Origin of the sequence: Bacillus sp. HSf4, from assembly GCF_029537375.1 — a bacterium.
Taxonomy (GTDB): domain Bacteria; phylum Bacillota; class Bacilli; order Bacillales; family Bacillaceae; genus Bacillus; species Bacillus sonorensis_A.
On record NZ_CP120679.1, the window covers coordinates 3,658,927 to 3,671,494 of the forward strand.

Sequence of the window (12,568 nt, forward strand, 5' to 3'; positions counted from 1 at the left end):
TTGTTCTTATTTATCGTTTAATGCTTTGACGCCTGGAAGTACTTTGCCTTCCATAAATTCAAGGGAAGCTCCGCCACCGGTTGAAATATGGCTCATTTTGTCAGCAAGACCGAACTTTTCAACAGCAGCTGCAGAGTCTCCTCCACCAATGACAGAGTATGTATCTTTTGCCTCTGCTAAAGCTTCAGCGACCGCTCTTGTTCCTTTTGCAAACGCATCGATTTCAAAGACGCCCATCGGTCCGTTCCAAACGACAAGCTTGCTGTTTTTGATGACATCGGCATACGTTTTTCTCGTTTCCGTACCGATATCAAGTGCTTCCCAGTCGCTAGGAATCTCGCTGATCGGCACGATCTTCGTATTGGCATCGTTTGAGAAGTCGTCCGCTACGAGTGCATCAACTGGCATGTAGAAGTTGACGCCTTTTTCTTTGGCGCGGTCCATGAACGATTTGGCCAATTCGATTTTGTCTTCTTCAAGCAAGGATTTGCCGATTTCGTATCCCAGCGCTTTAACGAATGTGTAAGCAAGACCGCCGCCGATGATCAAATTGTCGACTTTATCAAGAAGACTTTCGATGACACCGATTTTGTCTTTTACTTTCGCTCCGCCGATAATCGCTGTAAACGGACGTTCCGGGTTTGACAGGGCTTTACCCAGCACTTCAAGCTCTTTTTCCATTAAGAAGCCCGCAACAGCCGGAAGGTGTTCAGCGATGCCCGCAGTTGAAGCGTGAGCGCGGTGAGCCGCTCCAAACGCATCATTGACATAAATATCTGCCAGATCGGCAAACGCTTTTGCAAGCTCAGGATCATTTTTTTCTTCTCCAGGATAGAAGCGGACATTTTCAAGTACGAGAATGTCTCCCTCTTGCATTTCGGCAATTTGTGATTTTACGGCGTCACCGTAGGCTTCGTCCGCTTTCTTCACATCCTTGCCAAGCAGCTCTCCAAGGCGTGCTGCTACAGGAGTCAGGCGGAGCTCTTCAGAAACTTGACCTTTCGGACGGCCCAAGTGGCTTGCCAGAAGAACTTTTGCTCCCTGCTCTGTTAAGTACTGAATCGTTGGAAGTGCAGCGCGGATCCGCGTATCATCCGTAACTTTTCCCTCTTTCATCGGAACGTTAAAGTCAACACGGCAGAAAACAACGCGGCCTTTTACATCAATGTCTTTTACTGATTTTTTGTTCATGACTCGAGGAGTTCCTCCTTTAAATGATTTACAAGCCTGAAAACTCGAAAATCCCGGCGCATATGGAAAAAGGGAAAGGGAGTGTGTATCCCCTTCCCTTGTCCGCTTTCATTATAGCGCTTTTTGTCTATCAGAACCAAGTCTGATTCTTAAGGTTACGAATTAAAGACCTTGTTTTGCAATGTAAGCGGCAAGGTCAACTACGCGGTGAGAATATCCGCTTTCGTTGTCATACCAAGAAATCACTTTCACCATGCTGCCTTCCATCACCATTGTAGAAAGGGCATCGATAGTAGAAGAGTTGGCATTGCCGTTGTAGTCTTTAGATACAAGCGGATCTTCGCTGTAGCCAAGAACGCCTTGAAGTTCGCCTTCTGCTGCTTCTTTAAACGCTGCGTTTACTTCTTCTGCTGTTACGTCTTTGTCAAGTTCAGCAACAAGGTCAACAAGTGATACGTTTGGTGTTGGAACACGCATTGCTCCGCCGTTCAGTTTTCCTTTTAGTTCAGGAAGTACAAGGGAAACGGCTTTCGCTGCACCAGTTGTTGTTGGGATGATGCTTTCAGCTGCTGCACGCGCACGACGGTAGTCTTTGTGCGGAAGATCAAGGATTTGCTGATCGTTTGTGTAAGAGTGAACAGTTGTCATCATACCGCGTTTGATGCCGAATTTGTCATTCAGAACTTTTGCAAACGGCGCAAGGCAGTTTGTTGTGCAAGATGCGTTAGAGATAACTTGGTGGTTAGCTGCATCGTATTTATCTTCGTTTACACCCATAACGATTGTGATATCTTCTTCACTTGCAGGAGCTGAGATGATGACTTTTTTCGCGCCAGCTTCTAAGTGTTTTGCCGCATCTGGGCGTTTTGTGAAGAAACCAGTTGATTCAACAACGATTTCAACACCTTGTTTTCCCCAGCTTAATTTAGCAGGATCGCGTTCAGCTGTAACTTCGATTGTCTTGCCATTTACAACAAGGTTGCTTCCGTCTACAGAAACTTCCGCGTCCAATTTTCCGTGTACTGAGTCATATTGTAATAGGTGAGCAAGCATGTTAGCGTCTGTTAAATCGTTAACTGCTACAACCTCTACTTCAGGATTATTCAATGCTGCGCGGAATACATTACGTCCGATACGACCAAAACCATTAATACCGACTTTTACTGCCATGATGATTTCCTCCTTTAAGTAAATAAGAGATATTTAATTTATATTGAGGGAAGAAACTTCCCTTAATAACTGTTTTGCGGCTCCTTCATCAGTGATCAGAACCGTGTTGCGCGGCTTTTTAAAGTAAGCCTCGATGGCTTCCGCCTTTGATGAGCCTCCCGCCACCGCGATGATGTTGGGGATCGAATCAAGATCCTCCAGTTGAATGCCTACGCTGTGCACTTTATGAATGACCTCTCCATGACGATCAAAATAATAGCCGAAAGCTTCTGCAACAGCCTCATTTTCTTCGATCTTCCTCAAATCTTCCTCAGGTGTGTTTCTTCGTTCGGCCATTGTTTTAGCATCCCCGATTCCATGAATCACCATACTGGACGATTGAATCGTCTGCAGCACCTCTTTGATAGAAGGCTCTTCAATGATGGAAGAATAGGCTTCTTTGCTTAGCTGACCCGGAACAAATAACAGCCTGTATGTACCGGATGCTTTTTCAGCCATATGAGCGCAGATCGTATTGGCCTGGTTCCTGACGTTTTCGCCGAGTCCGCCTCTTGCCGGAACAAAAAGCAGCTTGCGGTTTTTCGAGTCGGGCGTCATCATTTCTGCTACGGCTTCAAGGGTCGTACCTCCGGTTACGGCGACGATATTTTCCCCTTTAAACCTGTTTTTCATGCATGCGACGGCCGCTCTCCCCATTTCTTTTTTGACCCATGGGGAATGGTCGCTGTCTCCTGAGACAATGATGACCTGTTCAAGGTTCAACCTCTCTTTTAATGTGTTTTCCAAATGGGTTAAGCCTAAAACATCCTTCATTGTATCTTCGAGAATTTTCAGCAGGTCAGATCCTTCCGTTGTCAATGTCATGCCGGTCGTTTTGATCTCGAGGAGATTTTGTTCTTTTAAAAACTGAACCTCCGCCCTTAAAATCCGCTCGCTGATTCCGAGACTGGCGGCAAGGCTTCTTCTGCCGATCGGTTCAGTCAGCCTTATGTACTGCAAAATTTCGTACCTTTTCTGCATGACATCGAGAAGATCCGGCAATAATTTTTTTTGAGCCTGTATTAGTTGATTCATGTCAAACGTTCCTTTCATCCCGTCATGGACAAATATTGTCCCGCTATGACTGAAAACGTCCCACCTCAGCCAAAAAAAAATTACTCCTGCTTACATTCATTATTTTAACAGGGTTAAATCGTTTATTCAACTGTTAAGCGTCAATTCCTCGACAATATTCGCACATCTTCACACAACCGTCTTATTCAGCATTGTTTCCTATCATCTCTATTTTATTCCCATCCTCCAAAAAGGTGCATCCATCATAAAAAGCCCTTTTCTCGAAAGGGCCTCGTCTTTATTAAAACGTTTTCATTTTGTCCAAAGCTTCTCTATTTCTTCAAGCGACTTATTTTTTGTTTCAGGACAGATCGTGACAACAAACAGGAAGCAGAGAATATTAATCACCGCAAAAATCCAGAAGGTATAGGCAAGCCCCAGCGAGCTGATCATCATCGGCACAAATTGTCCGATCGCCCAGTTGGCTCCCCATAGAAAAATGGTCGCAATCCCTGCGGCCCGCGCCCTCAGGTGATTCGGGAATATTTCAGAAATCATGATCCATGTGATGGGACCGACCGATACACAGAAGGCGGCGACAAATCCTAAAATAAAGAAGGTCAGCATCAGTCCCTCAGTCAGATGAAAATAAAATGATGTACCGATTAAGATCATAAAAATGGCCATGAAGGCAGAACCGATGGACATAAGCTTCTTCCGCCCGACTTTATCGATCAAGAGAACTGCGATCACGGTAAAAATCACTTCGACGACACCGACGACACATGTTGCAACAAATCCGGCATTTTGGCCGAAACCCATCATTTTGAAAATTTCCGGACCGTAATAGGTAATCGCGTTCATGCCGATGACTTGATTGAACAGCGCCAGCAAAATCCCGATGAACAGCGCCTTTCTGAGGCCCGGTTTGAAAAGCTGTGACAACGACCCCATCCGTTCGATCTTCAAGGAATCTTCAATGTTTTGTAATTCTTCTTTTGCCACTTTTTCTCCATTAATACGTGTCAGAATCTTTAGCGCTTCATTTGTCCTTCCGGCTTTCGCCAGCCATCGCGGACTTTCCGGCACAACCAGCAGCACGAGGAAGAAAATGACCGACGGCACCATACCATAGGCAAGCATCCACCTCCAGCCGGTGTGCACACCCCATTCATATGTACCAGACCGCTGAACTGCGAGATTGATAAAGTAAGTCGCGGAGATCCCCAATATCGTAAAGAGCTGATATAAGGAAGATAAGCTGCCGCGGATCGCAGGCGGCGCCGCTTCAGTTATATACGTGACAGACAGAGAAGACCCCATTCCAATTCCCAAACCGCCGATGATCCTTGCGATGATTAATGTGGACACATTCTGTGAAAGAGCTGAAATGACCGCTGATATCGCAAACAACAGCGCCGCTGTCATCAAAATCTTTCTCCTTCCGAACCTGTCGCTCAGAAAACCGGATATGCCAACGCCCACAACGCCCCCGATCATGATGCTCGATATCACAAGGCCTTCCATAAATGGGGTCAGACTGTACAAATCCTTCAGAAAACCGATTGCACCGGATATGACCGCTGTATCATAGCCGTACAATAAACCGCCGAGACCCGCCGCACATGAAATCAATATCACAAATCCCATTGAATGGCTTCGAGCAACTGACACTTCTGTTTCTAACTGAGCTGGATTGTTCTTCATTATTTGCCTCTCCTCCCACGAAATGATAAAGCGCTTTCAATGTGAAGTTTTCTTGTACGTACATATTTTGAAACGTAAGAACTCAAACCTCAATTAGTACGTACAATTATAGAATAATTATATTTGTATTTTCTGTCAACGTTTTTTCGGTTAGCGCTTTCATTTCACCTGAGAATTTTTCGTGAACATGTCGGGGAATCAATATATTGCGAAAATACGTCAGCCGCACGAGCCCTTCGAATCAAAGGTCATGATCCATATTCTGAAACATTAAAAAGCAACGGATGGACATTGCCATACCGTTGCTTTTTACCGATTATCCGTTTTTCCATACGTCGGCGATGATTTCAAATGAGCGCAGTCTGTCTCCATGATCAAATGTTTCTGAGTTGATGATGATTTCGTCTGCCTGCGTCGTCTGGATAAAATCTTCAAGCTTTGCCTTCACTTCTTTTGGACCTCCGATGATGGTGGAGCTGAGCTGTTCATTGACCATCGCTTTTTCTCGCGGCGTCCAGACTTGATCCATATCGTCTACAGGCGGTTTGAGCTGAGTCGGAGCCCCCCGGACAAGGTCTAAAAATTTCTGATAGTGGGATGTCGCAAGGCGCTGTGCTTTCTCATTCGTATCGGCGGCGATCACGGTCACGCCGACCATCGCATACGGCTCATCCAATATACCGGGTGTAAACGAGCTCCTGTACAGCTCTAAAGCAGGTATCGTATTCGCCGGTGAAAAGTGGGCTGCAAACGCAAACGGCAGACCGAGCTCTCCCGCGAGACGGGCGCTGAATCCGCTGGAGCCAAGCAGCCAAATCGGCACATCAAGGCCTTCCCCCGGAATGGCGCGCACATGATTTCTCACATTGCCTGACGGTTTAAAATATCGGCGCAGCTCTTCCAATTGCTCTGGAAAGTCCTCTCCGCTGCTAATGTTCCGCCGCAATGCCCTCGCTGTCAGCTGATCGGTGCCCGGAGCCCGGCCGAGTCCTAAATCGATTCTTCCCGGATAAAGGGACTCCAACGTTCCGAACTGCTCGGCAATCACAAGGGAAGAGTGATTGGGAAGCATAATGCCGCCGGACCCGACACGAATCGTCTTCGTTCCCCCGGCAATATAGCCGATCAATACCGAAGTGGCCGAACTTGCAACACCTTCAATATTATGATGCTCGGCCAGCCAGAACCTGTGGTATCCCCAGTCTTCGGCATGGCGCGCCAAATCGATGGAATCCCTGAAGGATTGCGCCGCATTTCCGCCCTGTACGATTGGGGACAAATTCAGCACGGAATACTTTGTATGTTTAAAAGGCTCTACTGACATATTTTCTCCTTCTTCCTAGAGTGTATTGTCAGATAGAACGATAACATAACAGAGGGCGGGATTAAAAGAAATTAGTTCGACCATTCTCGAACTAATGTTTAAAATGCTTGCCCCCTGAGGAAGGAGGCAAGCATAGCAGCTTAAGCATTGACGTTTTGGTTTCGCCCTTTCAAAAAATAAGCGGCAGTAATGAGCAGGTAAATACCTGCCGTGACAACGGTGATGACGATCGACGTGGTCAAAATGACGCCGATGAGTATAGCCGCAAGCGCAAGAATCGCCAGCCAGGTCGTATAAGGAAACCATTTCACATAGTAGCCTTCTGTTACGATTGCGCCGCGTTTTCTCGATTTCACATGGGCAATGGCGATCAGCATCCAGATCATCAGGACCGTATAGCCGAGAGACCCCATCAAATACTCGAATGTCTGACTTCCCGCAAATAAGGAAAACAATACGCCTAAATATAAAAATGACGTACATAGCAAAATGGCGTAAACCGGCACCTTTCGAACGGAAAGCTTTGCAAAAACTTTCGGCACCCGGCCGTCAGAAGCCTGTGTATACAACACACGGGAGGCTCCGTAAAGTCCTGAGTTCATCGATGAGATGACCGCCAATAAAATGACGGCATTCATCAAGTGATCCGCTCCGGGAATCCCGATCATTTTAAAGACCATGACAAAAGGGCTTTCCGGCACACTGTTGACTTGATTCCACGGAATCAGGCTGACGATGATGAAAAACGGCAGAAGATAAAAGGCAATAATTCGCGTCAGTGTGCCGCGGACAGCTCTGGGGACGACCTGTTCCGGGCGTTTCGTCTCCGCAAGGGTCACGCCGATGATCTCAGTTCCTCCATAAGAGTAAATGACAACAAGCATTGCCGTAATGAGCCCGCCGGCGCCGTTCGGGAAAAAGCCGCCATGATCTGTCAAATTCGAAAATCCCACAGCAGAGTGATGGCCAAAAGAGAAAAATAACAATATAAATCCGGATATGATGAAGACGACAATTACTGTAATTTTAAGCAAAGCGAGCCAATATTCAGTCTCTGCAAAGCTTTTGACAGAAAGCAAATTCACACTGGTGATAACAAGGGAAACAAACAGCGCCAGCACCCAAACCGGCATCCCCGGAAGCCAGTACTGCAAAAATATCGCAGCAACGACAGCCTCTGCGGCAATATTCAGCACCCACATTTTCCAGTAAATCCAATCTAAAAAGTATGCGGCATACGGTCCCAAAATCGATTGCACCAGATCTCTGAACGTTCTCGCTTTACTATTTCGAACCGCCATTTCTGCGAGCCCCTGCATGATAAACAGCAAAATGACTCCGCCGATCAAATAAGCGATCATCACGGACGGCCCGGCCAAATCGATGGCATTGCTGCTTCCTTTAAATAATCCCGCTCCGATGGCTCCGCCCAGCGCCATCATCATAATATGGCGGGCTGTCATCGTTCGCTCAAGCTTCTGCATTTCTTTTTCCAACTTTTTCACTTCCTCTATATCAATTAAAAAGGCTCATCGTCTCTTTTTCTTCTTTACTTTGAAGATAAAGAGACGATGAGCCTTTGAACGCCTACCGCGGTACCACTCTTTTTGATTCCTTTTCATAAGAACCCAGCTTAAAAACCCGATAACGAAGGTCAGCCGTAAAGCCTGCAGGATCGATGTCTTTCCTTTTTGAGCAAGTCCACTCCCGGGCGAGTTCAAAGATTCATTAGACTGCGTCACACCGCCCCGCAGCTCTCTTGGCTAATGAAGGATCTTTTACTGCTCCCGTTCTCTGTGTTTTATTATCCACTGAAAATATATTCATATAATATACGTTCTTATTTTCACTTTGTCAATATAAAATGATAGAACTTCTTTTTAAAATTTGAATTTTTCTTTATTTTCAAGGAAAATCGCCTTTTCTATCAGAAAATACAAGAGAAAAACAGCACAACTTTTTCTCGAATGGAGTGATTCACATAGAGACTCTCAAGAAAAACAGTCCTATATCCTCCGAAAAAAATAGTTAAATTGATATATTATTCAAACTTTACAAAATATTTTAACGATGATAGAGTGTGAACCGAATCAATGATTCGCTAAAGGAGGAGAATCCATGAAGAAGCTTTCGTTAATGTTGTTCTTGTCCGTTATGACGCTTGTCTTCGGTTCATCGCCTGTCAGCTTTGCGAAAGACCTCCCTGAAAATCGGTATACTTCACCGACTGACACAGAATTTAGCCAGATTGAACAAATACTCGATGAGGCGGGTATTCAAACCGAAAACTTAGAAAAGGATTACGGGGTGATCGTCAATGATCCCGCAGAAAAAATCGGTATCATTTCCGACATCCCCGCTGAAAAAGAGGACTGGAGCCATGTCAGCTTCGATTCGTATTATGTCGACCTCAACAGCGGCACATTAATCGCACAAGTGCAATTTACATTTAAACAAAACGATGACGGTACATCTGAGACCGAATACAAAAATGTAACCAATGGAGGAAAATATTTTGTCAAGGTCGACAAGGACGGAAATGTGATCGATGAAAAGACAGTCGGCGACATGTCGATTTTGTGGAAATATTAAAGCCTGAATGCTCCCTTTAAAAAACACCCTTTTACATACAGGGTGTTTTTCTCATTTGGAGACATCCCGGCGATAAGCCCCGCCGGAATAAGCCCTGTCGGCAGGTCCCAGCTTTCCTTGCATATACTGAATCAGCCAGCCAGTTCCGCAAATTAATGAAACCGCCCCTATCACCCAGCCCGACCAATGGAATTCCCCATTGGTCATAAGCAAAGCCTGAAGCGAGATATGACAGCTGCATAAATCCCCCGTACGTTGCAAGATGAAATGAAAACACGCGCCCGCGGACTTCTTCCCTCGTGTTGGTCTGCAGCATATAGCTGTCCAGCGGGATGATAACGCCTGAGCTGACTCGCATGAAGTAAAGCATGGGCCAGCGCCACCTGGTTGAACCAGTCCCCCATGACACTTCCGGCTTGCCCCATCCATAAAGAGCGGTAGTTCTTATTGTTAAGAAGGCTTGTTTTTTTGTTTTGCACATCTGCCCCCTCCTCCAACATCATTTTTCGACCAATGTATCTATCATTTCTCACAAGCGGCCAGGATTCCTTTTGATAATGTAAATTTTTAGAATTTATTTTCAAAAAACGACAAATCTCGCAAATCTCATTGGTTACATTAGAACTGTAAAATGACAAAGGAGGACAAAAACATGAAAAAGCGTTCTGTTATGATCTTATACATCATGATGTTGCTTACAGCGGCAATGTTTCAGCAAGAACCTGCAGCTGCGGTTAAAGACCGTCCATCAGCAAAGATTTCCGCCACCCTCTATTCGCAATTTAAACAAAGCGAAAAAGTCACTTTTCTGATTAAGCTGAAGGAAAAAGCTGATCCTAAAAAAGCCGTCAGCAAAGGAAAGGAAACCAGTCAAAAAAATCAACAAACCACCGGCCAAGCAGAAGATCGAAAACGCTCAGCCATTGTTTCTTCCCTTCGCATGACAGCTGACGACACCCAAAGAAACCTCAAGACATTCCTCAAGACGCAAGAAAAGAAAGGTCATGCCGACCACATCCGATCCTATTACATTGTTAACGCGATCGCCGTTCACGGCACGAAAGAAGTCATGGAAAAAGCAGCCGCCTATGATGAAGTGGAGAAAATCCTCCCAAATGAAACGAGAAAGCTGTACAAACCGATTAAAACTTCTGCGAAAATATCAGAACCCCGAAAAAAAGAGATCGAATGGAATATAGAGATAATCGGTTCTCAAATAGCTTGGTGGCTTCACGGCTATGACGGCACAGGTACAGTCGTTGCCACAATCAATTCGGGAGTGGAATGGGATCACCCTGCATTAAAAGAAAAGTACAGAGGATACGATCCTGAGCATCCCGATGATCCGAGCCATACGCTGAACTGGTTTGACGCGGTCAACGGAAGGGAAGCGCCATATGACGACATCGGTTCCGGAACCGAAGTAATGGGAACGATGGTCGGTTCTGAACCGGACGGATACAACGAAATCGGCGTCGCTCCCGGCGCGAAGTGGATCGCGGTTAAAGCGTTTACGGATGCGAGCGGAAAAGATACCGACCTATTAGCGGCGGGCGAATGGATATTAGCCCCGAAAGATGCGGAGGGAAATCCCCATCCTGAACTTGCCCCTGATGTCGTCTATAATGCATGGGGCGGAGGCCCAGGCCTTGATGAGTGGTACAAGGACATCTTAAAAATCTGGAGAGAAGCCGAGATCTTTCCGGTATTTGCGGCCGGAGACGCGGATGACAAGAATCCCGCCGGCCCCGGAACAATATCAAGTCCAGCCAACTATCCAGAAGCGTTTACAGTCGGCTCTGTCAATAGAGATTTGACCTTGTCTGATTTTTCATTACAGGGGCCTTCCCCTGACAAAGCAATCAAACCCGAGCTATCCGCCCCGGGAGAGGAGATCCGCACCTCCGCTTTAAATCAATCATACGAAGAAGGGTTGAAAGGAACAGCGCTGGCGGGAGCGCATGTTGCGGGAACGGCGGCCATATTGAAGCAGATCGATGCCACAGTTACGCCGAATGAAATGAAAGAAATCTTAACAAAACATACAGATAAATTAACGGACAATGAATTTTCCGAGTCACCAAACAACGGCTACGGCTATGGCTTAGTCAGCGTCTTTCTAACCTACAATGTCAGCAAATCCATCATTAAAGGAGAAGTCAGAAAAAAAGGCGTTGACGAGGAGCCGCCGTCCATCTCCCATCAAATGCCGACCGCAGCGTTTGAAAACAGTCCTGTTCAGCTGACCGCGCAAATATCAGACAACACAAGCGTCAGCAAAGCGGAGCTCGCATATAAAATTGCGGGGATGTCTGAATGGAAGACGGAGGAAGTGAATGCGGCAAATGGGAACGCGCAAATCGACATATATCAAACAAAAATCACTTTTGGAAAAAGCGGCCAAACCTTAAATTACAAATGGATCGCAACTGATTTCAGCGGAAACAAGACGGAATCGCAGATTTATGAGTTGCCGATTTCCGACCGGATTACCGGCGGTTATCAAGAAAATTTTGAATCAGGGACAAACGGCTGGTTCAGCGAAGGAAAGCATAACAGCTGGGAATGGGGGACACCGGCTTCAGGACCGAACGCAGCCGCTTCGGGTGAAAAGGTATTCGCTACAAACTTAAATGGTCCTTATGACGCTGATGCCGAAATGGACTTATACATGCCGACCGTCGAATTGCCGATGGGAGGAAGAACCTATCTCAGGTTTAAAGCATGGTATGAACTTGAAGATGACAAAGACTTCGCTTATCTCATGATTAGACCTTATGAACCTGATCCAAAATGGGAAATCGTTAAAACATACACCGGCTCTTCATCCAAATGGATTGATGAAGAGATACCGCTCACTGGCTATAAATATCGGACATCAAGCATCGAAATCAAATGGAGAGTCGTATCAAACGGCACCGTTCAAAAAGACGGTTTTTACCTTGATGATGTTGAACTCTATCATCCATTTGGCGGTTTAGGTTTAAATTCCAAAATGGCAAAACAGAATCAACCAAAACCGAATGATTCTCAGACAGGGCTCCCCCCTGTTCAAGCAAAAGTCAGCATCGCTGAAACCGAAAAATCGACCTATTCCGACCCTGAGACTGGAAAGTTCGCCCTGAAGCATACAGGAGGGGAATATACACTTAAAGCCGAAGCATACGGTTATAAAACCGTCACGAAAAAGGTGGAACTAGGATGGGGAAAAGACACGATCCTCGAAAACTTGATGCTTGAAGAAGCAAAGGAAGGAGTGCTCAGCGGGACGATCAAAGACGCGGTCACAGGGAAGCCTGTTGAAAACGCCACCCTCTATCTGATCGAAGACGCTTCCGTCACCCCTGCTGTGACAAACGGAAAAGGCGAATACAACCTGAACGCATATCAAGGAGCCTACACGATCAGAGTGCTTGCGGAAGGCTACAGCCCGTATGAATTTACGATTAATTTGGGAGAAAACACGAGGAAAAACATCAAGCTGAAACCGCTGAATAAATTACCTTAATCAAAATGAAAACACTGTTTTCT

The 12,568-nt window shown here is 46.0% G+C and carries 9 protein-coding genes and 1 other annotated feature; of the genes, 2 read left to right on the plus strand and 7 right to left on the minus strand.

From position 1 onward, the window contains the following. Nucleotides 1-6: 6 nt before the first annotated feature. The 6 genes from P3X63_RS19000 to P3X63_RS19025 all read right to left on the minus strand — a co-directional run bounded on the left by P3X63_RS19000 (nucleotide 7) and on the right by P3X63_RS19025 (nucleotide 7,929). Entirely contained in the window at nucleotides 7-1,191 is a 1,185-nt protein-coding gene (locus P3X63_RS19000) for a phosphoglycerate kinase (protein WP_026588821.1), read from the minus strand. A 162-nt stretch (nucleotides 1,192-1,353) separates the two neighbouring features. Next, on the minus strand, nucleotides 1,354-2,361 hold the full coding sequence (gene gap / locus P3X63_RS19005; RefSeq protein ID WP_026588822.1) for a type I glyceraldehyde-3-phosphate dehydrogenase: 1,008 nt from the start codon (nucleotides 2,359-2,361) through the stop codon (nucleotides 1,354-1,356). 33 nt (nucleotides 2,362-2,394) lie between these two features. Further along, nucleotides 2,395-3,435 (minus strand): sugar-binding transcriptional regulator, encoded by a 1,041-nt coding sequence (locus P3X63_RS19010; protein ID WP_277691676.1) that lies wholly within the window; start codon nucleotides 3,433-3,435, stop codon nucleotides 2,395-2,397. A gap of 291 nt (nucleotides 3,436-3,726) precedes the next feature. Beyond that, complete coding sequence (araE, locus tag P3X63_RS19015; RefSeq protein ID WP_026588824.1) at nucleotides 3,727-5,121, minus strand: arabinose-proton symporter AraE; 1,395 nt, start codon at nucleotides 5,119-5,121, stop codon at nucleotides 3,727-3,729. Nucleotides 5,122-5,437: 316 nt separating this feature from the next. After that, on the minus strand, nucleotides 5,438-6,445 hold the full coding sequence (locus P3X63_RS19020) for an LLM class flavin-dependent oxidoreductase (protein WP_026588825.1): 1,008 nt from the start codon (nucleotides 6,443-6,445) through the stop codon (nucleotides 5,438-5,440). A gap of 140 nt (nucleotides 6,446-6,585) precedes the next feature. After that, a complete protein-coding gene (locus P3X63_RS19025; protein ID WP_372708939.1) occupies nucleotides 6,586-7,929 on the minus strand; it encodes an amino acid permease in 1,344 nt (447 codons plus the stop codon). Between the two features lie 77 nt (nucleotides 7,930-8,006). Next, nucleotides 8,007-8,249 (minus strand) — a binding site (T-box leader). Between the two features lie 314 nt (nucleotides 8,250-8,563). Between P3X63_RS19025 and P3X63_RS19030 the strand changes: the two genes are divergently transcribed. Next, a complete protein-coding gene (locus P3X63_RS19030; RefSeq protein ID WP_026588827.1) occupies nucleotides 8,564-9,037 on the plus strand; it encodes a hypothetical protein in 474 nt (157 codons plus the stop codon). Between the two features lie 31 nt (nucleotides 9,038-9,068). Here the strand turns inward: P3X63_RS19030 and P3X63_RS19035 are convergent, their stop codons facing one another. Further along, nucleotides 9,069-9,518 (minus strand): hypothetical protein, encoded by a 450-nt coding sequence (locus P3X63_RS19035; protein ID WP_277691677.1) that lies wholly within the window; start codon nucleotides 9,516-9,518, stop codon nucleotides 9,069-9,071. Nucleotides 9,519-9,689: 171 nt separating this feature from the next. Between P3X63_RS19035 and P3X63_RS19040 the strand changes: the two genes are divergently transcribed. Beyond that, nucleotides 9,690-12,545, plus strand: coding sequence for a S8 family serine peptidase (locus tag P3X63_RS19040; protein ID WP_277691678.1), 2,856 nt, complete (start codon nucleotides 9,690-9,692; stop codon nucleotides 12,543-12,545). Nucleotides 12,546-12,568: the final 23 nt, after the last annotated feature.

What these genes read in the sequence shown, in the direction of transcription:
- P3X63_RS19000 (WP_026588821.1), bottom strand. Translation starts at nt 1,191, where the DNA reads ATGAACAAAAAATCAGTAAAAGACATTGATGTAAAAGGCCGCGTTGTT.
- gap (WP_026588822.1), bottom strand. Translation starts at nt 2,361, where the DNA reads ATGGCAGTAAAAGTCGGTATTAATGGTTTTGGTCGTATCGGACGTAAT.
- P3X63_RS19010 (WP_277691676.1), bottom strand. Translation starts at nt 3,435, where the DNA reads ATGAATCAACTAATACAGGCTCAAAAAAAATTATTGCCGGATCTTCTC.
- araE (WP_026588824.1), bottom strand. Translation starts at nt 5,121, where the DNA reads ATGAAGAACAATCCAGCTCAGTTAGAAACAGAAGTGTCAGTTGCTCGA.
- P3X63_RS19020 (WP_026588825.1), bottom strand. Translation starts at nt 6,445, where the DNA reads ATGTCAGTAGAGCCTTTTAAACATACAAAGTATTCCGTGCTGAATTTG.
- P3X63_RS19025 (WP_372708939.1), bottom strand. Translation starts at nt 7,929, where the DNA reads ATGCAGAAGCTTGAGCGAACGATGACAGCCCGCCATATTATGATGATG.
- P3X63_RS19030 (WP_026588827.1), top strand. Translation starts at nt 8,564, where the DNA reads ATGAAGAAGCTTTCGTTAATGTTGTTCTTGTCCGTTATGACGCTTGTC.
- P3X63_RS19035 (WP_277691677.1), bottom strand. Translation starts at nt 9,518, where the DNA reads ATGTGCAAAACAAAAAAACAAGCCTTCTTAACAATAAGAACTACCGCT.
- P3X63_RS19040 (WP_277691678.1), top strand. Translation starts at nt 9,690, where the DNA reads ATGAAAAAGCGTTCTGTTATGATCTTATACATCATGATGTTGCTTACA.